Origin of the sequence: Sporosarcina sp. FA15 (genome assembly GCF_051550195.1) — a bacterium.
GTDB lineage: Bacteria > Bacillota > Bacilli > Bacillales_A > Planococcaceae > Sporosarcina > Sporosarcina psychrophila.
The window spans coordinates 226,291-244,985 of the sequence record NZ_CP188818.1 but is presented as its reverse complement, the minus strand read 5'-3'; the positions used below and the strand labels follow the sequence as shown (position 1 = coordinate 244,985).

At 38.9% G+C, this 18,695-nt stretch carries 24 protein-coding genes, 1 other RNA gene and 1 riboswitch; of the genes, 5 read left to right on the top strand and 20 right to left on the bottom strand.

The window, feature by feature from the left end; translation table 11 throughout:
- The first annotated feature begins 19 nt into the window (after window positions 1–19).
- A complete protein-coding gene (locus tag ACP8HG_RS01270) occupies window positions 20–286 on the top strand; it encodes a phosphocarrier protein HPr (RefSeq protein ID WP_067207033.1) in 267 nt (88 codons plus the stop codon).
- Between the two features lie 348 nt (window positions 287–634).
- On the opposite strand, the gene ACP8HG_RS01265 is transcribed toward ACP8HG_RS01270, so the two are convergent.
- The 3 genes from ACP8HG_RS01265 to metA form a co-directional block, all read right to left on the bottom strand.
- Entirely contained in the window at window positions 635–892 is a 258-nt protein-coding gene (locus tag ACP8HG_RS01265; protein WP_222618008.1) for a PepSY domain-containing protein, read from the bottom strand.
- A 180-nt stretch (window positions 893–1,072) separates the two neighbouring features.
- The gene (locus ACP8HG_RS01260; protein ID WP_438298075.1) at window positions 1,073–1,831 is read right to left on the bottom strand and encodes a hypothetical protein; all 759 of its coding nucleotides are present in this window, start codon (window positions 1,829–1,831) and stop codon (window positions 1,073–1,075) included.
- 842 nt (window positions 1,832–2,673) lie between these two features.
- Entirely contained in the window at window positions 2,674–3,582 is a 909-nt protein-coding gene (gene metA, locus ACP8HG_RS01255) for a homoserine O-acetyltransferase MetA (protein ID WP_338653129.1), read from the bottom strand.
- A 102-nt stretch (window positions 3,583–3,684) separates the two neighbouring features.
- A riboswitch (SAM riboswitch) is annotated at window positions 3,685–3,791 on the bottom strand.
- 183 nt (window positions 3,792–3,974) lie between these two features.
- Between metA and ACP8HG_RS01250 the strand changes: the two genes are divergently transcribed.
- On the top strand, window positions 3,975–4,154 hold the full coding sequence (locus ACP8HG_RS01250; RefSeq protein ID WP_067207021.1) for a hypothetical protein: 180 nt from the start codon (window positions 3,975–3,977) through the stop codon (window positions 4,152–4,154).
- A 68-nt stretch (window positions 4,155–4,222) separates the two neighbouring features.
- Here ACP8HG_RS01250 and ACP8HG_RS01245 read toward each other — a convergent pair whose 3' ends face one another.
- From ACP8HG_RS01245 to ACP8HG_RS01165, 17 genes are all read right to left on the bottom strand, one after another.
- Complete coding sequence (locus ACP8HG_RS01245; protein WP_438298074.1) at window positions 4,223–4,678, bottom strand: SgcJ/EcaC family oxidoreductase; 456 nt, start codon at window positions 4,676–4,678, stop codon at window positions 4,223–4,225.
- Window positions 4,679–4,704: 26 nt separating this feature from the next.
- Window positions 4,705–5,502 carry a protein phosphatase 2C domain-containing protein gene (locus ACP8HG_RS01240; protein WP_438298073.1) on the bottom strand — a complete coding sequence of 266 codons (798 nt, stop codon included), beginning with the start codon at window positions 5,500–5,502 and terminating at the stop codon, window positions 4,705–4,707.
- A complete protein-coding gene (locus ACP8HG_RS01235) occupies window positions 5,499–6,254 on the bottom strand; it encodes an NUDIX hydrolase (RefSeq protein WP_438298072.1) in 756 nt (251 codons plus the stop codon). Before ACP8HG_RS01235 ends, ACP8HG_RS01240 begins: the two co-directional genes overlap by 4 nt.
- A gap of 29 nt (window positions 6,255–6,283) precedes the next feature.
- The gene (locus ACP8HG_RS01230; protein WP_340741703.1) at window positions 6,284–6,649 is read right to left on the bottom strand and encodes a hypothetical protein; all 366 of its coding nucleotides are present in this window, start codon (window positions 6,647–6,649) and stop codon (window positions 6,284–6,286) included.
- Window positions 6,650–6,740: 91 nt separating this feature from the next.
- On the bottom strand, window positions 6,741–7,391 hold the full coding sequence (locus ACP8HG_RS01225; RefSeq protein ID WP_438298071.1) for an SIMPL domain-containing protein: 651 nt from the start codon (window positions 7,389–7,391) through the stop codon (window positions 6,741–6,743).
- Window positions 7,392–7,532: 141 nt separating this feature from the next.
- Window positions 7,533–8,354, bottom strand: coding sequence for a DUF2785 domain-containing protein (locus ACP8HG_RS01220; RefSeq protein WP_438298070.1), 822 nt, complete (start codon window positions 8,352–8,354; stop codon window positions 7,533–7,535).
- 52 nt (window positions 8,355–8,406) lie between these two features.
- Complete coding sequence (locus tag ACP8HG_RS01215; protein WP_338653137.1) at window positions 8,407–8,859, bottom strand: ASCH domain-containing protein; 453 nt, start codon at window positions 8,857–8,859, stop codon at window positions 8,407–8,409.
- Between the two features lie 84 nt (window positions 8,860–8,943).
- Window positions 8,944–10,074: a DNA polymerase III subunit beta gene (gene dnaN / locus ACP8HG_RS01210; protein ID WP_438298069.1), complete on the bottom strand. Its 1,131-nt coding sequence runs from the start codon at window positions 10,072–10,074 to the stop codon at window positions 8,944–8,946.
- Between the two features lie 10 nt (window positions 10,075–10,084).
- Window positions 10,085–10,663 (bottom strand): nucleotidyltransferase family protein, encoded by a 579-nt coding sequence (locus ACP8HG_RS01205; RefSeq protein WP_354313519.1) that lies wholly within the window; start codon window positions 10,661–10,663, stop codon window positions 10,085–10,087.
- 136 nt (window positions 10,664–10,799) lie between these two features.
- Window positions 10,800–11,093: a DUF2087 domain-containing protein gene (locus ACP8HG_RS01200; RefSeq protein WP_231885781.1), complete on the bottom strand. Its 294-nt coding sequence runs from the start codon at window positions 11,091–11,093 to the stop codon at window positions 10,800–10,802.
- A 730-nt stretch (window positions 11,094–11,823) separates the two neighbouring features.
- Complete coding sequence (locus ACP8HG_RS01195; protein WP_438298068.1) at window positions 11,824–12,303, bottom strand: tetratricopeptide repeat protein; 480 nt, start codon at window positions 12,301–12,303, stop codon at window positions 11,824–11,826.
- A 74-nt stretch (window positions 12,304–12,377) separates the two neighbouring features.
- Window positions 12,378–12,914: a GNAT family N-acetyltransferase gene (locus tag ACP8HG_RS01190; RefSeq protein ID WP_340741698.1), complete on the bottom strand. Its 537-nt coding sequence runs from the start codon at window positions 12,912–12,914 to the stop codon at window positions 12,378–12,380.
- A gap of 53 nt (window positions 12,915–12,967) precedes the next feature.
- On the bottom strand, window positions 12,968–13,507 hold the full coding sequence (locus ACP8HG_RS01185; protein ID WP_438298067.1) for a short-chain dehydrogenase: 540 nt from the start codon (window positions 13,505–13,507) through the stop codon (window positions 12,968–12,970).
- Window positions 13,508–13,511: 4 nt separating this feature from the next.
- The gene (locus ACP8HG_RS01180) at window positions 13,512–14,081 is read right to left on the bottom strand and encodes an NUDIX hydrolase (RefSeq protein ID WP_438298066.1); all 570 of its coding nucleotides are present in this window, start codon (window positions 14,079–14,081) and stop codon (window positions 13,512–13,514) included.
- Window positions 14,082–14,226: 145 nt separating this feature from the next.
- Window positions 14,227–14,673: a GNAT family N-acetyltransferase gene (locus ACP8HG_RS01175; RefSeq protein WP_067206984.1), complete on the bottom strand. Its 447-nt coding sequence runs from the start codon at window positions 14,671–14,673 to the stop codon at window positions 14,227–14,229.
- A 128-nt stretch (window positions 14,674–14,801) separates the two neighbouring features.
- Window positions 14,802–15,674 carry a YitT family protein gene (locus ACP8HG_RS01170; RefSeq protein WP_067206981.1) on the bottom strand — a complete coding sequence of 291 codons (873 nt, stop codon included), beginning with the start codon at window positions 15,672–15,674 and terminating at the stop codon, window positions 14,802–14,804.
- A gap of 77 nt (window positions 15,675–15,751) precedes the next feature.
- Window positions 15,752–16,231 (bottom strand): metal-dependent hydrolase, encoded by a 480-nt coding sequence (locus ACP8HG_RS01165; RefSeq protein ID WP_067206979.1) that lies wholly within the window; start codon window positions 16,229–16,231, stop codon window positions 15,752–15,754.
- 479 nt (window positions 16,232–16,710) lie between these two features.
- Between ACP8HG_RS01165 and ssrS the strand changes: the two genes are divergently transcribed.
- From ssrS to ACP8HG_RS01150, 3 genes are all read left to right on the top strand, one after another.
- Window positions 16,711–16,902: non-coding RNA, 6S RNA (gene ssrS / locus ACP8HG_RS01160), on the top strand.
- A gap of 74 nt (window positions 16,903–16,976) precedes the next feature.
- On the top strand, window positions 16,977–17,534 hold the full coding sequence (locus ACP8HG_RS01155) for an SLOG family protein (RefSeq protein WP_067213872.1): 558 nt from the start codon (window positions 16,977–16,979) through the stop codon (window positions 17,532–17,534).
- Between the two features lie 421 nt (window positions 17,535–17,955).
- Entirely contained in the window at window positions 17,956–18,681 is a 726-nt protein-coding gene (locus ACP8HG_RS01150; RefSeq protein ID WP_340741695.1) for a glycerophosphodiester phosphodiesterase, read from the top strand.
- Window positions 18,682–18,695 lie beyond the last annotated feature (14 nt).

The following is an 18,695-nucleotide window of genomic DNA, read 5'->3' as shown; positions in this document are numbered from 1 at the left end:
CAATTAGGAGGAATACACATTGATAGAAAAACAATACACCATTTTAGGTACTGCTGGTTTACATGCCCGTCCAACATCCGCTCTCGTTAGTGCGGTCAGTTCTTTCAAATCGGATATTACACTGGAATACGTCGGTAAAAAAGTAAATCTGAAATCCATTTTAGGTGTTATGTCACTTGGAGTAGCTTCAGGCACTACCATTACAATTGCGGCGGATGGTGAAGATGAAGCGGATGCAATTGCAAAAGTCGATGCAATTATGGAATCCGAAGGCCTTGGAAAGTAATAACAATCTCGAGTTGTGATAGTAGCAAAAGGGTTTCTAATCTGTTTCATGGACTAAATCGCAAACGCATGCCCAGCCCAGACAAGTAGGAGGGATGTAGTTCAATCCCTCCCGGTGGACCTATAGGTTAGAAGCGACAGAGGAGGCAGCTTAGGATCACGATTTCCTTTTCAATAGTTGCATGACCCATGTCGTACAGTTCCAGGGGCTAGGCGCTGGAGTCTAGACGTAAAATCACTAAGTTACAACTTATCCACAGTACGAGATTTCATAATTTCCTAAACATCAAAAAAAGAACAGCCACGAATGGTATCAGTTACCATTCGTGGCTGTTCACATATAGTTTCATTAATCTAGTTTCACTCTGAGGACTGCACCTGTATTCGCATCAATTTTAACTTCATACTTATGACCTTCTGCCGTTCTTACGTCAATTTCATATACCAGCATTCCATCGTCGTAATCTAATTCCGCTTTTACGACCTGGCCTGGAACCCGCTCTAATGCAATGGCCATCGCCTGATTTATTGTAATCCTCCGGTATTGTGGGTTCTGATAATGTTCATGCCAATGTTGGTTTTGATTTTGTCGATTCTGATTCGTCACCCAATCTCCTCCAATTCGATTATCCCGTTGTCCTTAACATTCTATTCAAGGATGGCTAATATGTGCTGAATCCCTAAGCCCATAACTGAAAAGACAATTAAGCAGTTCCTAGGTATATGATTTGCACTTGAGGCTTGCTTAATTGTAATGATGTTTTCCATCATTAAATAGCCATACCTTTCAATCAACGTTCTCCTCTTTTTCTTCCTGCTTTTGGCTCAACATAAAACGTGCCGAAACTGGATCCGATCTGGTCAATAATTTGGATAGATACGAAGACGTCATGCTGTAACTACCTTCTATTTTCCCTGATAAAAAGTTGGTTCGCTCGTATAGGACTGAGCGTAGATAATCCAGTTGCCTTATCACTTTCCCTAGCAATCCTTCTTGGTTGTCCAGCCTGCTGATCACGTCTTTTTGTATATCTTCTTGTTTCAATATTTGCTCTGACAACAGCTTTTGATAATCTAATTGTTCATTCATTTTGACTACAATTTCCTCATTTGCAGAAGTCAGCATTTCTATACTATTGACAATTTCTTCATTTGACTGGCTGACCTCATTCACTTTCCCGATGAATTCTCGATTCATTATTCGCTCATGTATCAACGTACGTTGTAACATTTCGTTTTTAGTTTCTACTTTTTTTAACGACTTCATAACATCTTTTCCAAACTTTTCATGTCGGAAATCACTTTCCTTGATTTCATTCAAACGATTATGGATTGATTTCAATTGATTGGATTGTGTGTTTTTCTGTTGCTTTAGTAAGGTTTCCATGATATTGAACTGTTCACCAACCGAATGAGACGCTTCCCTATGTTCCTTCATCCATTCCGCTATCGGATCTATTTTATAGTGTTCTTGGTTCCTCCCTAAAACGTCTGCATTATTTTTAAAAACATCCGGGTGCCCATTTTTGTTAATAAACAACCCCATCTCACTTACCCCCTCGTCGTATTAGCTTATGCAATTCACGACAAAAGGGTCATTGAGTCACGTCTGATGATTAACCACTTTCTTTAAAAAAGCACCTATACGCCAGGAATCTAGAGTTTTTTGCAAAATAGTAAGCAGTCATTTTCTGGTTTGGTTAATTGCAGACCTGTTGATTAACCAAAACTAACCAGTGAATAACATAATTACCTTCCGGGCGCTACTTGTATAGTTTCATTTTTGGATTGCTTCGGATTGAATGACTTCTATTCAATTAGCGGGATGTCTGGATGCAAAAGTACTTGTAGTGCTTATGCTTTTTTTGATGAAAGAAAAGCTGACATCTAAGTCGGAGAAAAGCCGCCAAAGATGCAATTTTGGCGGCTGATGCTTTCTATACGGTTTTTTCTTTTTTTAGTAAAGAAGTGGCACTAGCTATAAGGTATCACATGATTAGATGTATAATCCTTGCTAAAAGTAAGAAAGGAACGCATTGTACATCGTCCAAGAGTGCCCGAAATTGCATCTTCGGGCACTTACACCCTTCATAGAATGTCATCTATTCTATTCTTACAAAACAACTGCATTTTCCACTTGAATAATGTAGGAACGCGACAGGCAACTATTCGCAATAGTATTACTAAAAAGAGTGTGGCTAGAGGTGACGGAGTCACTTCTAGCCACACTCGGACCCCTCAGTAAATCTGTCATGAATAGTTAGTCGAAAGCGGGCCAAAAATAATGCAGTGAAAATGAAGGTCATCAAGCCCTACTCACCAGTATTTTATGCAAATAAATGGTTAATCTACAGACGTGGTTTAATTGATACATTTGTCATTAACTAGTTATTCCCATTCATAAGGTGTTTCTTGATACACATAATAATTTAGCCAGTTGGAGAAGAGTAGATGCGTATGGGAACGCCATGTATTCAACGGCTCTTTGCTTGGATCATCATTCGGAAAATAATTTTCCGGGATATCAATACCGACTCCTTTTTGCAAATCACGTGCATATTCCTCCGCCAACGTATCCGCATCGTATTCCAAATGACCTGTGATCATAATATGTTTATTATCTTTAGAAATGACGATGAATGCCCCTGCTTCCTCTGATTTGGCAAGCAAGTGTAGACGGGGATCATTTTTTATTTCCTCTGTTGAAACGGATGTATAACGTGAATGTGGCGCTTTAAATTCGTCATTAAAGCCACGTGCAAGATTAATCGTTGGGTCCGATAGTCGATGCGTAAAAACGCCTGAGCATTTTTTCGGCAATTCAAATTTCCGGATTCCATAATGATGATAGAGTGCTGCTTGGGCACCCCAACAAATATGTAAAACAGAGGTTACATTTTCTTTTGACCATTCCATAATCTCCGTTATTTCTTTCCAGTAATTAACGTCTTCAAATTCTAAATGCTCAATCGGGGCACCCGTAATAATCAGTCCATCGAAACGACGATGTTTCACATGTTCAAATGTTGTATAAAATGCGTTTAAATGCGTTTTACTAACGTTTTTAGAATCATGAGTTGCTGTGTTCAAAAATGTAACATTTACTTGTAGCGGTGTATTCCCTAATAGACGTAGCAGCTGCAACTCTGTTCTTTCTTTTTCAGGCATTAAGTTTAAAATGGCGATGTTCATAGGCCGTATATCTTGGGACGTTGCGCGTTCTTCATCCATCACAAATATTTTTTCCTTCTTCAATAGTTCTCCTGCTGGTAATTGTTTCGGTACATTGATCGGCATGTGTCGTCTCTCCCTTTTCACTTTGGTTTGAATCAAATGATTCAATATAAAAAACCCTCTTTTCTATAAGACAAGAAAAGAGGGTTTAATTTGGGCACTCTGTTCTTATCTCTCAAGAAAAAATCTTGTTGGAGGTAGCACCTTCCTGACTAAGTCAGAGGTTGCTGAAGCTTCACAGGGCCATATCCCTCAGCTTCTCTTGATAAGAATATTCAATTATTTACTATTATACTATTAAAACTACTATTGTAAACCGTCTTTTTTGACGATAATAATCAAAAGAAACATTTTTATTTTAATTTCCACATTAATTCAGCATGAAAACTGCTGAATAATATTTCTTTAGAAAGCCATATTAACGTGGCACTGAAAAAATGAAAGGAGTTGTTACTATGGGAAGAGATGACAATAAAACTGGCGGAAATAATGCACGGTCTTTACCACAAACGCCGAAAAACCAAAAAATAAAACCGGGCGACATGAATGAAGAAATAGCCCGCGAGTTTGCTGAACTCCGTTCCCTGAAACCAAAACGCGAACGAATGAACTCAAATGAAAAGAAGAGAAAATGATTACCTTTGTCATGAACAGTAACTAAAACACTCCCCGCACTGGTATTATCTTGGTGCGGGGCACTTTTTCAGCCTACATCAGATACTTGCTTCAATTCTTTGGTCATCCGCTCGACCAAGTCAGATCTTCCGTGAAATTGGGCCGGTGTATTTTGGAAAATTTTTATTTTCCATCCATCCTTTTCTTTTACTGCAATCAGTGTTTGATGAGCATTCAAATTTGGGTCAAGTTCTGTTCCGCCCGGAGGTATCATCCCGACGATTGCACGCAACATCGCAACTTCAGCACTCAGAAAGTACACATCTTTAACGACATTGATAAATGGAGGTGTTGGATGATCTGCAAATATCGGTTCTAAATGTGCAAAAATAGTATTTCGCCCAATTTCTTGACTTCCGTCAAATCCAATCAATTCGCCTTGCTCTGTAAATTGATCAGCCATGCTCTTAGCATCGCGATTATTCCATGCAAGAATTAAGTTATAATAAAGGGTTTTGATTTCAATTAATTCAGATGCTTCCATATCTAATTCCTCCCGTCATTTTTCCTTCATCCGAGATAATCGCTCGGGATGCTACCTTCCTTTTCTACTTTCACATTCCATGCGATAATTGTCGTACTGTCTCGTACATTTTGTCTTTCGATTTCCATCAATAACTGCGAAATCCCTTTATCAAGTTCTTTTTCATTCAGCACGGCAACGAGATCTGACGGATCCAAAAAAGGTTCCCCCGGGCATTCCACTAAACCATCAGTCGTCAAAAAAATAAGATTGTTCCCTTTTCTCATTTCCCTTGTCCCTGACGTGTAGCATGGTACTGCTTGCTCAAACGTATTCACTTGACCAATCCATTCAAAGAATTGCCTTTGGTTAAGTTGAAACTGATTTAGGGCAATTAATTCCGAATGGAACAGATATACTAAACAATCTCCAACCGAAAACCACCAAACGTAATTAGCTTTCCTGACAACGATAAGACAAGCCGTTTCTCCCATGGCACATCTGCATTCATTCAAAAATTGTTCAGATTGAAAAATTTCAAGTAACTTCATTTCCAAACGTTTAAATCGTGGAGGACCTTTCATATCTAAAATCTCTACCAATTTTTCTTTATGCTGCCCGAGTGTTTGTACAACAAGTTCCGCACTTTCAGCACTTTTATGTGCATCCAAAATAGCCGCTAATTCCCAATCCTCATTTTGCCAAATAACGCAGCCATCTTCATTCTTGGTTTGTCCCGCTGAAGAATTACCTCCAAATCTACCAACCGCTACACGATTAATCCATCGTACATCTCGTTCATCGACAAAGTCCTTTTCACTTCCAACCCAAGTAAGATTATTCATGAGCGCTCAATCAATCTATACGGTCTCACTTCATAACTTTCATAAACAATCGTATCGCTATTTCGAGCATCATCCACACTAGATGCAAATTGCGGGCGTTTTATCCAGTCTCCTACTTGCTCTTTATCAAAGTCAACAAATTGTACGTCAATCGTTTCAGGAGGTTGTGCAGCTGGTACACCTGACATCGCTCTTCCACGAAAAACCATACAGATGACGCCTAACGTGATATCTTGATAAACTCCTGTCATATCACCAATTTCTGCGTGGATACCTGTTTCTTCTAGTACTTCCCGTTTAACCGCCTCTTTCAAGGTTTCACCAAGCTCAAGTCGCCCACCCGGCATTTCATATGTATCATTTCGGTGATTGTTCCGTACAAGTAATACATGTCCTTCCTCATTGACAATGTAGCCATTTACAACAATAATTTGTCTAGATTGTCCATAATTCCCCGTCGAAGTGAAAAAGTCTTCATTTGATGAAATAATTAATGGAGCTAATGATTTCCGATAATTTTGCGCTTCAGCATGCATTTCCGATGCCCGAATGCTAGCGTCCACTGTCTCATAATGAGCCCTATTATCGTATGCCCACATTGCCATTATCTCCGTCTGTTCTTCATTGACCCACCGTCCAACCAGCTGCGCTCCATGCGTCAGCTGATTCGGAAGCAAAAAGGTATGGAAAAAGTGGGTAAACGTTTCGTACATCGCTGGTTCAACCGTGTACGTTTTTCTGCGATACAACATTCAATTATTCCCCCCGTACAAATTAATTTTCAGCGAGCCCTTTTCAATAACCAAACTAGGCCAAGTGTAAAAACAGCAACTAGTGTTAAAGTAAATTTGAGGTCAATGATTGGTTTAAACTTCACCTTCTCCGCATCTATCTCGTAAACACCCAAAGGTCTGACGGAGATATGTCCCCCGCCCCCTTCTCCTTGGGCACCTAAAGAGTTTCCTGTTTCACTAGAATAGCCGCCTCCCCCGCCAACAATATAATTAATCTTTGCTACCGGAAGGACTTTTCTGTTTTCAAAATTAATCGGTTCACCATAAATCAACGATACGTCTTGTTGCCGTGAAAACTTGTCAAATATCCGCGCAATAGGTGATAGGTAATTAGAAGATTTTTTAATTCCCATGTTTTCCCCACTCCCTTAATTTTTAGTTGTGATTAGGTTAGCTGTCGTTTTTTCAACGTAAAATAGTATCCATCTATTTTACGTTGATATTTCAATACCGAAATTGCACTTTAACCGTAGCGTTAATCGAAATCTGCCCCTGTTCAATCGGTGTGGAGCTAGTCATTTCTCTCGCAGCAAATGTTCGATATGCGATGGGTTCTGCTCTTAATTCTTCAACAATTTTAATTGGATGTGGATCAAGTTGCAGTTGCATTGTCTCAGCAATTATTTGCGCCTTGGCTAATGCATTTTTAAGTGCAAGGCTCAATGCTTTTTGATAGTCCAATTGTTCATTTTCAACCTTGAACTGGATATTTGATATCCTGTTCGCTCCGTTTTGGACAGCCACGTCTATTACATTTCCAACTTGATCAATATCTGTAATTTTTACTGTAATCGCATTCGTAACTTCGTATCCTCTAAATACTTGTTCGCCTTCGATATAGTTGTATTGGGGAACTATAGTGTACGAAACCGTTTGTATATTCTCCCTGTCGATCCCCAATTTCAATAACGAATCGATGACTTGATTCATCTCATAAGCATTTTCCTTTTGTGCATGGTTCAATTGTTTGTTTTCAGTACTGACTTCCAACTGGATTTGAGCAATATCCGGTGTTAGTTTAAGACTCCCAATTCCTGTAACAGTCATAACCCGCGGTTGTCGGCAGGTCATTTGTTGGGCATAAGGATAATACATATGTCTCCACCTTTCCTGAGCATCATTACGCTACCTTAGATAGTATGCTGATTGTCTCGAAAAGATATTTACATTAGCACTTAACGTAGAATTGGACGACAGATTACTCAAGGACCACAGCAGTATCTGAAGACTATATGACTAATTTAGATACATCCACATCCACTTTTCGAGAACTTTAAAAACGTCGCTGTTCACTTTCTTACCGATTCCCTTCGAACTCAAAATTACAAAGACTGATTTCAAAAAGTTCTTTACCGTTCTTTGTACGTGATAGGCGTCAAGTGATCCTTTATTTTCAAGCATTTCAGTTTCTACCATTCCGGCAAGTTCTTCAATCCATACTTGTATAACCTTCTCAGCATCTTGATGCTTTATTAATGAAACTATTATTATAGCTAAGCGTTCTTCCTCTTCATCCAAATAGTCAACTTGCCTTAACAAGGAATATTGAACTGCATGAAGAATTCGACTGATATCCTCTTTTTTCAGTAGAGGATGTTTTGCCAAGGCATCCAAGGTATCTGCGCCATGTGCGATGGCATGCGCCCATCCATTACCCTGGATAAAACCTCGAGTGTCTTTTTCTTCCCTCATATAGCGTATAACCTTGTTCACTGTATACTGAACAAGATCTGGATTTACTATTTGTTTCTCAATGTCATATTCAATAACTGCAGCAATGACGAGTGCAGAAAAAGAACGTGTAAATACTGAATCAGTTCCAGACTCGCCAATCCCGTAAAATAGATAGTCTTCCTGTAATACCACTTCAAGTAAAGACTGGAATTCTTCCGGATTTAATTGATTGGAAACAATCATTTTTCCGAAGCTTCGATAGATTAACTCGTCACGCAAAAAACCATCTGGATTTCCAATTTGCGTCAACATCTCTTGCCTAACTTCCTTCGATAGCTCTAGTATCTTATCTCCTAAATAACTTTCTAAAGTTGTTGCTAACATCACTATTCCCCCTAAACGATCATTTATCGTTGCCTTGTGTAAGGCAATTTGTCTATCCTAAGTTATTATCTTTTACATGAATTAGCGTAAATCGTTCGCAAACAAGGAGCATGTCCTCAGTGAACTCAAGTCCAACTTCTCGTAATTCACTCGTAAAGAATCTCACATGAGCCAATTTCCAATCTTCATATGACCCTTCCCCTTCAGCAAGCGCAAACTCTTCCGATACTTCGTTCATCGGTACAAGCGATACTGCAATGGTCTTAATGATTGCCACTGGTTTTTCATCGCTATTTAAAATAATGCTGTACTCATCTATTCTGGGTAATGGCTCGTTCTCCAGTTCATAAATTACATGACCTGAACATGTCGCAGTCTTTTCCCCATCAATTACAAGCTGTGCAAGCTCATCTGGCAAACTTCCAAACATCCATGCGTTGACAGAAGTAGGTTTCTCTTCGTTCTTCCAAAATTCGTCCCAATAAGTTTGTGCTGCTAAATTCATCTTGAAATCCCCTTTCGCTACTAAAAATTATAAATCTCCTATATGCCCAAGCTCTCCTCCCTAGATCGAGAGAACTTATTCATTTCAATAAGACCGTACTGGTGAAATTAGATGGAGGCAAGTGGAATCATTTTGCGGCTGAATGACAATCGGTTTCATCAAGCCATCAAAACGTATCGTGACATTTTCTTCTGGTATCCTTTTTAGTGCGTCAAGTACAAAACGACCATCAAATGACATTTGGATATCGTTCTGTCCTTCGATATGTATAATTTTTTGAAGCTCTTCAATCATCCCGACTTCTGTAGAATTGGAAGATATTTTGATAGTAGCATCATCCACAATCTCCAATTGGATGTTATTGTGTTTCCATTCAGTCGAAAATACACAAGCCCGATCCATTCCTTCTATTAATACTTGAGTATTCATGGTTATCAATGCCTTTGATTCAGTTGGCACCAAAGATCCAGTGTTAGGATAGACACCCTCAATTAACCTTGAATAAAGTGAACTCATAGCGGTCCCAAACACAATGAAATTATTCGTATAAGAAATCTCTACGATTGACGAATCCGCCTCTTTAAGATGCGTCAGTTCTGACAAACTTGTACTCGGAACTACAAATGATTCTGTTGTTTTAGATTCTATAGTCACTTCTCTCCGTGCTAATCTATGTGAATCTGTTGCTGTACAAATGAGTTTGTTTTCTTCAAACTCCATCTTCACTCCAGTTAGTACCGGTTTAGCCTCACTTTTTGAAACAGCAAAAGCGGTTTGCTTTATAGCCTCCGTTAATTTCCCAAACGGTATTTCAATTTTAGTATTGCGATCCATCTCCGGAATTTTTGGATAGTCATTCGCATTAAATCCATTTAGTTTTGTTTCAATATCCCCCGATTTTATCGTGATTGAATCATTGCGTCCTAATTTAATACAAATATCATTGGGGAGTTTTTTCACAACTCCGTTCAAATATTTCGATAAAACAACTACACTTCCAAATTCTTTGATATCCACGACCTTTTCTCCACTTTTTAGTAAAGGGATAGTTCTTTCAATAAAAATATCCGAATTGCTACCCGTAAGCTTAAGACCATACTCGTTGGCTTCTATTTTTATTCCAGAGAGTATTGGAATAACGCTTTTTGATGAAATAATTTTATTTATATCAGAAACTGCAGTCGTAAATGAAGCGTAGCTTACTGTAAATTCCATAAAAGCCCTCCTAGTCACTGTCCAAACTTATAATCTCAAGCTTGTTCCATACAACTTGCCAATTCTTTTTCTTAATCCTTTCTTCATAAATCTTCATCCGTTCTTTCTTATCACAAAAATAAGGGGTCGGTTTCACCCTCAAATTTACAACATCTTCTATACCATGAGGCGCTGTTAATATGACATTGTTTCCTTTATCCAATTTCACCCCCAAAGCTGTTGCCGTTTCAGGAAACCTTGAGATCGCATCAACAGACGAAGTATAGGGGATGACATTATTTACACTATGCATTCTTGCCTGATTTTTGACCGACCAAGGGATAGCTGGTAGAAGTCTTTTCAACACTTCCTCGTATTCCTTTTCCACACTTTTCCCACTATTTATTCGATCATAATAGATGACATCAATATCTGGAATCGTCGTCCTTACATTGAAACCGTGCTGCACATCCCAAATTTTAGATCGAACAAATCCGGCGCAGATCCACCAATCAGGCAAATTCAATGATTTGGCGCATTTCAATAGGTCCATCATCCACTTATCCTCTTGAATTAAAACAACAATTTCTCTTTCAGTTGTAATGACCATAAACTACTCCTCTTTCATTCACACTGCTCACATACTCGTACAAAAACCGTGGATCAAATCTTCATACTTACCAAAGACCTTTTCAACGAACATATTCACTTCTTTCAGTTCCACATTCCTATGTATTTGCAAATAGTCAGCCTTCAATCCTGTACTGCTTGCCATCATTACTTCTAGTCATGAAACGATAATCTATCAGAAATCGTCTTACTGTGGCAAAATCAGGATAAATCGTCGCCAATAGGTCATTTATTTCTTTTTCCACGTACATTCTATCAACTTCAAATTGCTTAATTATTTCTTGGGCAATAATGTACTTCCTCTTTTCTTTACTCGGAAATACGTCAAGCGGTCCTTGCAAACCTTGTTTGAAGTAATTTCCCAATACTTTTTCTCTTTCCACATCAGTGATTGTAAATCGTTCACCCAATTTAATCATTCCTTAATATATATGTTGAACAAATGAATACGGCTTATGCGCTTTAAAAGGGCTTTTGGGAGGCCACTGAAAAAGTCCCAATACTTAGAACTAATTAGATTTCCCGCCAATACCGCTTCGACGCTTTGTGGATGCCTCCCGCGATAAGTCAGAAAGAAGATCCCTTTCAGTCTTATCGCTCCGGCTACCACGAAGACGCGCCTTCGCTGGATAAATCTATGTTAGAAAGTGTATTTCATTGTCGGAGATAAGACCTGCAGTCTGTAGTACGTCTTTCTTCAATGAGATTAGTATCAAATAGTAATCACATTATAATCTAAGTCTATACATCTCAAAATCACTTTCAATAATGAAAACTCCAGCGCAGGCGCGGCAAAGGGGTAGCCGAAGCCATGAGACTGGATGCGAAGCGCCAATCCAGGCTCATGGCGAGAGGCATCCCCAAAGCGCCAAGCGATCTACGATCCACACTCCGAATTACACTCACTCACTAATGAACAACCCTAGCGCAGGCGCGGCAAAAGGGGTCGCCGAAGCCGTAAAACTGGATGCGAAGCGCTAATCTAGGCTTACGTCCAAAGGTATCCTCAAAGCGCCAAGTTTTCTACAATCCACATCCCGAAATACAACTCTCTCCTTATTGAGCGCCACAGTAGATTCAATGGGATTCTTTAATTCAATATATAGATATTATTTTCATCCTCTTTTTATAGCAGTCTGCCTACCAAGTTTTGTCGAGTTTATCAGCATAGAACTCAATTGCTCTTTTATATGATAAGATTTCACTATCATTTGTCGTGTAAGCTAGATTGGTTAGTAAAATCTCCATGGCTTCACGATGTTCACCAACATTGTACAATGTCATTGCATAGAAAGTTTTCATTGCATTGTTTTCCGGGAAGTTTTCAATTCCTTTTTCCAAAACTGTTTGCGATTTTTCATACTTGCCTAACGCACGATATGAACTACCTAATCCTATAAATGCGCCTATTGCATTTGTATCATCTAGGCCTAATTGGATGGCTTTTTCGTAATAAGGTACAGCATCTGCTTCTAACCCAAGAACATCGAAACTCCATGCATATTGATAATTAACTAGTGCATTGTCTGGGAATTTCAAAACTAGATTGGAAAGTAACGCATTTGATTTCTCAAGCTTCCCTTCACTTCTTAACTGAATTGCTTCTTCTAAATTCTCCATTGTACTTTCCCTTTCCCCTGAAATATTTAAAAAGCTGCTTGTAAAAAATGACTAATCCAGATAAATGACTGAACTTATCCGTTACCTCGTTCTTGCCCCATAATAGCTATATCATCCCATCCATATGCAACTTCACTCAACTTCTTTCCTGCAATTTCGATTTCTTCAGTGTCAACCTTCTTTCCACCTAACATTTCATAGAAGCGGCAAGCCGGGTTCTCTTCTATCGCCCATATAAGCATCGAGTTCAAATTCTTATTTTTTAAATCATCCACAACAGACTGAACGAGTAATCGACCAATTCCTTTTCCTTGGTATTCTCTCAAGATATAAATCGCATATAATTCCCCTGTAAATGCCTCGTATTTCCCGGTGCGCTCTTTTCCACCTGTAGAAAATCCGATAACTTGACCATTTTCATTTTCTGCTATGTATATGTTATTTTCTTTTATCCCTTTTTTCCAAATCAGCTCGCGTTGCTCGTAAGAAAGGTTATCTAAAAAAGGATCCGGCACAATTCCTTTATATGTCGTCCTCCAACTATCCACATGGACTTTTGCAATTCCTGTTACATCCTCTACCTCTGCTTTTCGGATTAATATCTCACTCACCCCTTTCAACGTTGTAACAGTACTGAAACAACAGGTCAACATTTTTCAAAAAATCATTTCGGACGTGCTTCATAGGGATGGATTTGACCTATTATCCCCATTTCTTCATCTGCCTCAATCTGTTTAATAACTCCGTTCGCAATCTCACCATGTGTAAGCCAACGTGAGCCACCGTCTTCCATTACAAATCCTAAATAGACTCTCCGATAGTTGCACTTGCTTGGAATACGGATAGACTCATCTTCGAAATACCGCCGACTCCCCTTTACATGGAACAGACTAAACGGTGTGTCCCCTGGGTTCATCTCACAAATCCGCTCTAGTACACTGTAATTCGATGTCCAGCTAATAATTAGATCAAACGAGCCACGTTCCAGAATCGCTTTTTTAATTTCGTCATATACATCATCTGTATTATAATCAGCTATAAGTGGGAATATAGAATTTGGCGAACTTTCTACTTGCAATCGTTTAAACTTCGACAATGTACGCCCAATGACAGAAACAGAATAACCTTCACGTGCAAGATGAAGACAAACTTCGGCAAGCATACCCGTTCCGCCAATGATTAGAGCATGATTATTACTTTTCATACACTTACCTCTTTTCTGAAGACAAGACAATTGATTTATTCAATATATTCTTGGCCAGGTAATAGGCACTTACTGAAAAAAGTTGTGTAATTTTTTGTTCTTGAATCATCTCTTCGATTAAATCAAAAGAAATGAGTTTCACCTCAATCTCCTCAGTTTCATCCAATTCCTGCTCACATTCTTTGAATGCATCCAAAATTAGAAAGGTAACAATCCTATTTGTTTGAGTAGCCGGATTTATCATAAACTCACCAAGTTTTATCGGTTTCGTCGTCGAAATAAAACCCGTCTCTTCTCGTAACTCCCTCAAAATCCCCTCCTCATGTGACTCTCCCTCTTCAATTTTCCCGGCAGGAATTTCTAAATAAAATCCTTGACCAGGATGACGGTATTGTTCTACGAATACGACCCGTTTATCTTCCGTTAATACAATGGCATTTACCCAATCTTCATACTCATGGACAAAATAATCATCAATGATTGCCCCGTTCGGAAGCTGACACGTGTCTTTCCTCAAATTCTCAAAAGGAGTTTTAAAGTGATATTCTGACTTAATCGTTTTCCATTTCTCCACAGTAAATCCCTCAATTCTTCCGTGACATACCGGTGATATATTTCCCTATACAAACACTACGAAAGTTAACCAGGTGCAGAAATGATTCGGAATCATTTCTACACCTGGTATTGAATTTATTCCAGTAGACTGAGGGATACCTCAATTACAACTTCATCAAATGTGTCGTCTCAGAAGCAGTGTCATCCAGTTCAAATCCGTTTGCCCTATAAAAAGCATCTGCTTTTGAAGATTCTGTCCGCACTGTCACTTCTTTAAATGCATCGCGTGAATGGTCAACAATTTCTTTCAGTAAAAGAGATCCTACACCTTGCCGCCTAGCATCATCTAATACATAAAATCGCTGCAAACGTGCAACTTGTGTATCTTCGGAAAAAGGTGATTGGTTTACTCCACCTATCGCTACTACCTCACCCTCATCATTTTGAACAGCTAACAATGCTTCACCCGGTTTGTTGAACCTATTTGTTCCATCCTCATAATCATTGACTAGTCGTGTTAAAAATCGGTACCCTTCCGTTTCGCTTTCTTTCACTAAATGAGAGATATCAATTGCCTTTAAATCCTCAACTTGCTCCACTTTGTAAGTCATTTCTATTCCCCCTATCAATTGAATGATTGCAACATACAGTCTATTTCGACAAATGGGGTAGAAAAACCTTTATAATAAACAAAAATGACCTGTTGCGAATTATTCGCAACAGGTCATTTTCAACAATTTCATTTCATATTATCTTCATCAAATTGTGCTTTAGAAAAACCGCGGCCAAGTATCTCCGACGCATTCAAGAAGATGACAAATGAGGTTGGTTCTTGTGTTTGAAGTAATTTTTTAAAGTAGACAGCTTCCGATTGTTCAACGACACATAAAATCATTGTTTTTTCTTGATTGGAATACCCGCCTATTGTTTTAATCTTCGTTAATCCGCGATTAATATCATTTTTTATAATGGCTTGGACTTTCTCTTCTTTATCCGTAATAATGAGAACCAATTTGGTCGGCGACGTTTGCAACTGAACAAAGTCAATCACCTTACTCGTAACGTAAATTGCTATCATCGCGTAAAGAGCAAGTTCAAAGTTAAAGACAAATGCCGATGTGACTACAACTAATCCATCTACAAGCAACTGTGAAAACCCACTCGATAGACCCGTATACTTCTTAACCAATTGAGCGATTAAAGCAGTACCACCTGTCGAACCGTTAGCCCTGTATACAATACCGAGACCTACACCAAGCATAATCCCACCGTAAATCGCACTTAATAATGGGTTTTCTACTGCAAGCTTTATGTCCGTTGTGAGCCAGATGACAAACGGAACAAAAAATGTCCCAACTAACGTTTTCATACTGAATTCCTTGCCGACAAGCAAGACCCCAAGTATTAGTAGTGGAATATTAATGAGCCATTGAACGTAAGCTGGATTGAATTGGAAGAGTTCATATAGTATTGTACTAATCCCTGAAACGCCACCTGCTGCTAGCCTGGACGGTAAAAGGAAAATATTGAAGGCTAGACCAACTAGTGCAGCCCCAAAGATGATCTGTATATATTCAAATAAGACCGTTTTTCTAAATTTTTGTATTGCCATTTTTTTCTCCCTCTCTTTTACCCTTTCCATTCTAACAAAAAACGAGCTAGAACATCATTTTTTTAAACCAACTTCAATTATAGATAATAACTGAATGCTTCATAGCCAAAATAGAATGATAAAAGCGATAGAAGACTGAACACGATGCTCTCTACCTTGCTTCCGGTTCTTGTCGTCAATGGAAAGCGAACTGTCATGCTAAGTGGGAAAAGCAGTTTGATTCCGTTTTTCGTCGCCATATCTAATATGTAATGACTCACCATCCCCGCTAAAAGTCCTGCCTTCACAGCCTCATTTGGAGTAAAGGCATTCATTAACGTCGCGATAATCACCAAGAACAATAAACTGTGTGTAAATGTACGATGACCAAATAGCATATTGATAAGTTTCGATAACAACTTAAATTTTCTTCCGATTTTACTACCACTGTGACAAATGTCAGGAAGTAACGCGCCAATTATCCCCGCTCCAAGCATTATAATCGGATCATGATTTGTAAATTGTGCATAAGCAAGACTTGCTGCAATGCCGCCTACGATGTGTGTTTTCCCTGTCATGCTTATTCTCCTTTTTCAGCTAAATTCATTTCTTAACTAGTTTGAACTCATCTTCATTAAAGCAAAAAGATTCGATATGTTTCAATTTCCAAATTTCCACCATTCTAATTCTCTTCTTGGCCACTAAAGCGTATGTATGAGTCCATTTGCGCAAAATAGTTACTGCTCCGTTTACATCGCTATTCATAAAGATATAAGTTCCAGCTCTATAGAGTTCTCGAACACTCGTCTTCCACTGAAAACGGGTTTTTCTCCTTTCAACCCTATCTTCATTATACCAAACGAACGTTCTTTTTAATATAGTTTCTACATATTTATTCCATAATAAAAACCAAGAATACACACAGCTAAAGTCACAAGTGTTTTTAGTTTGTTCATAAACGTTGTTGCAGTGCATGGATCAGAAATCATTCAAATATTTCTTAATGGATTCCAACAATTTCATTTGAAAATATCAAGCCGATGATGTACACTATATTTACAAGCTGCGTTGTGCGTATAAATATTAAGTTTTAACCCTTAAGCTGTAATCGGGAGTTTTACCTAGATACAGGAATGGCATACCCAGTTCTTTCGATAACTGGGGCATACAGGATTGTTTCTGCGAACACCCACTTTGAGAAGTGGTGGTTTAAAACTTTCTAAGACCATACGGCAAAGGCGGCTGTTATTTTAATAATTTAAATGAAACTGGTTTCCATTGGAAGCTGGTTTTTTTATTATACATTTGAAGGGGGCGGACATCATTCTCAAACGATTGGTGGTCACGGGTTATAAACCCCATGAACTCGGCATATTCGATGACAAGCATCCAGGCGTCCGTTTTATAAAAAAAGCATTAGAAAAACGACTAGTCGCCTTACTGGACGACGGGTTGGAATGGGTAATTATAAGCGGTCAACTAGGAATTGAAGCATGGGCAGCCGAGGTCGTAATTGATTTGAAAAAAGAATATACCGATTTGAAATATGCCGTTATTACTCCTTTTACAGATCAGGAGAAAAATTGGAACGATATGAAAAAGGAAAAGTATCATTCTCTCATCGCTAAAGCAGACTATCATACGAGTCTTACGAAGAGACCCTATGAAGCTCCGTGGCAATTTATCGAAAAAGATAAGTTCTTCATGCGCAATTCTGATGGAATACTCATTGTTTACGATGAGGAAAATGATGGCTCTCCAAAATTTGTTAAAAGGTCCGCGGAAAAACATGCGGAACGTTCCGATTATCAAGTTCTCACAATCAGCGCGGACGACTTGCAAGTAATTGCAGAAGAAGAACAAATGGATGAATGGCAATAAGGTTTCCGATTCCTTGACACTTCTTGTGCTACATGGTATGATAGTTCCGTTAACAATAAGGTAATGCTTAAGATTTGAATATCTGGCATTCTACGTACTGTTTTTGAGAATACTTATTCACACTGGCGCGACTAAAGGGTCGCAAGGACATAAAAGTAGGCAGGGTTTATGTTGCTTAAGTTAGAAAGCACCCAGTGGAACAATGACCGCGGCTCTGAAAGCTTATCCTTTCTATGGAAATTATTCCCCGAATAATCGGGATGAAAAATTAAATTCAAAAGTATAGTGTTACCTGACAAAACAAAGGGATGTTCCTCAATCGAGGACATCCCTTTTCCAATTTCATTTACTAATCGGGTTTATAATTGCGTTGCTGTTATACACATATTACAATAGCATGAAAAGGATGGTGGTCACAATGATGGATATTTACGCACATCGCGGTTCGTCCGGAACACATCCAGAAAATTCACTTGCCGCCTTCCATGAAGCTGCCAGGCTTCCTATTTACGGCGTAGAATTCGATGTTCATTTGACAAAAGACGGTGAACTGGTTGTCATTCATGATGAAACAATAGCTAGAACATCAGATGGCAAAGGTTTCGTGAAAGACATGACACTTGCGGAGTTAAGGTCATTTGATTTTGGCAGTTGGTTTTCTGATGAATTCCGGGGTGAACTTATACCGACGCTGTATGAAGTACTCGAAATTTTTTCCGAGACTTCTCACCATCTAAATATCGAACTAAAATCGGATATATTTCCTTACGAGGGAATGGTGGGGAAAGTTGTTGCAATGGTTCAGAAGATGAAACTCGATGCGCGTGTCGTTATTTCATCATTCGATCACGAAGCTGTTCGGGCAGTAAAAAAAATTGCACCGCACATTGAAACTGCAGCCTTGTTCATGGAAGTACTAGTCGATCCGCTCGATTATATGCGTACTATTCCTGCCGATGCACTCCATATCTCATTACCATCCGCTGCTCGTCCATCTATGAGAAAAGTGGTAGAAACCGGAGTGGCTGTTCGCGTCTTCACTGTTAATGAAGTAAAGTATGCAGAAGCACTGAGGAAAATTGGTGTCACCGCCCTATTTACTGATTATCCAAAAAAAATGATGATTCACTTGAATAGAAAAAGCTGAACAAACCCAGCTTT

Excerpts from the sequence above, each read along its gene's own strand:
- ACP8HG_RS01175 (WP_067206984.1), bottom strand. The coding sequence starts at position 14,673 with ATGACTTACAAAGTGGAGCAAGTTGAGGATTTAAAGGCAATTGATATC.
- ACP8HG_RS01235 (WP_438298072.1), bottom strand. The coding sequence starts at position 6,254 with ATGTTGTATCGCAGAAAAACGTACACGGTTGAACCAGCGATGTACGAA.
- ACP8HG_RS01170 (WP_067206981.1), bottom strand. The coding sequence starts at position 15,674 with ATGGCAATACAAAAATTTAGAAAAACGGTCTTATTTGAATATATACAG.
- ACP8HG_RS01205 (WP_354313519.1), bottom strand. The coding sequence starts at position 10,663 with ATGGTCATTACAACTGAAAGAGAAATTGTTGTTTTAATTCAAGAGGAT.
- ACP8HG_RS01150 (WP_340741695.1), top strand. The coding sequence starts at position 17,956 with ATGGATATTTACGCACATCGCGGTTCGTCCGGAACACATCCAGAAAAT.
- ACP8HG_RS01245 (WP_438298074.1), bottom strand. The coding sequence starts at position 4,678 with ATGGAAGCATCTGAATTAATTGAAATCAAAACCCTTTATTATAACTTA.
- ACP8HG_RS01185 (WP_438298067.1), bottom strand. The coding sequence starts at position 13,507 with ATGAAAAGTAATAATCATGCTCTAATCATTGGCGGAACGGGTATGCTT.
- ACP8HG_RS01250 (WP_067207021.1), top strand. The coding sequence starts at position 3,975 with ATGGGAAGAGATGACAATAAAACTGGCGGAAATAATGCACGGTCTTTA.
- ACP8HG_RS01165 (WP_067206979.1), bottom strand. The coding sequence starts at position 16,231 with ATGACAGGGAAAACACACATCGTAGGCGGCATTGCAGCAAGTCTTGCT.
- ACP8HG_RS01215 (WP_338653137.1), bottom strand. The coding sequence starts at position 8,859 with ATGAATTTAGCAGCACAAACTTATTGGGACGAATTTTGGAAGAACGAA.
- ACP8HG_RS01260 (WP_438298075.1), bottom strand. The coding sequence starts at position 1,831 with ATGGGGTTGTTTATTAACAAAAATGGGCACCCGGATGTTTTTAAAAAT.
- metA (WP_338653129.1), bottom strand. The coding sequence starts at position 3,582 with ATGCCGATCAATGTACCGAAACAATTACCAGCAGGAGAACTATTGAAG.
- ACP8HG_RS01225 (WP_438298071.1), bottom strand. The coding sequence starts at position 7,391 with ATGTATTATCCTTATGCCCAACAAATGACCTGCCGACAACCGCGGGTT.
- dnaN (WP_438298069.1), bottom strand. The coding sequence starts at position 10,074 with ATGGAATTTACAGTAAGCTACGCTTCATTTACGACTGCAGTTTCTGAT.
- ACP8HG_RS01230 (WP_340741703.1), bottom strand. The coding sequence starts at position 6,649 with ATGGGAATTAAAAAATCTTCTAATTACCTATCACCTATTGCGCGGATA.
- ACP8HG_RS01240 (WP_438298073.1), bottom strand. The coding sequence starts at position 5,502 with ATGAATAATCTTACTTGGGTTGGAAGTGAAAAGGACTTTGTCGATGAA.
- ACP8HG_RS01220 (WP_438298070.1), bottom strand. The coding sequence starts at position 8,354 with ATGTTAGCAACAACTTTAGAAAGTTATTTAGGAGATAAGATACTAGAG.
- ACP8HG_RS01195 (WP_438298068.1), bottom strand. The coding sequence starts at position 12,303 with ATGGAGAATTTAGAAGAAGCAATTCAGTTAAGAAGTGAAGGGAAGCTT.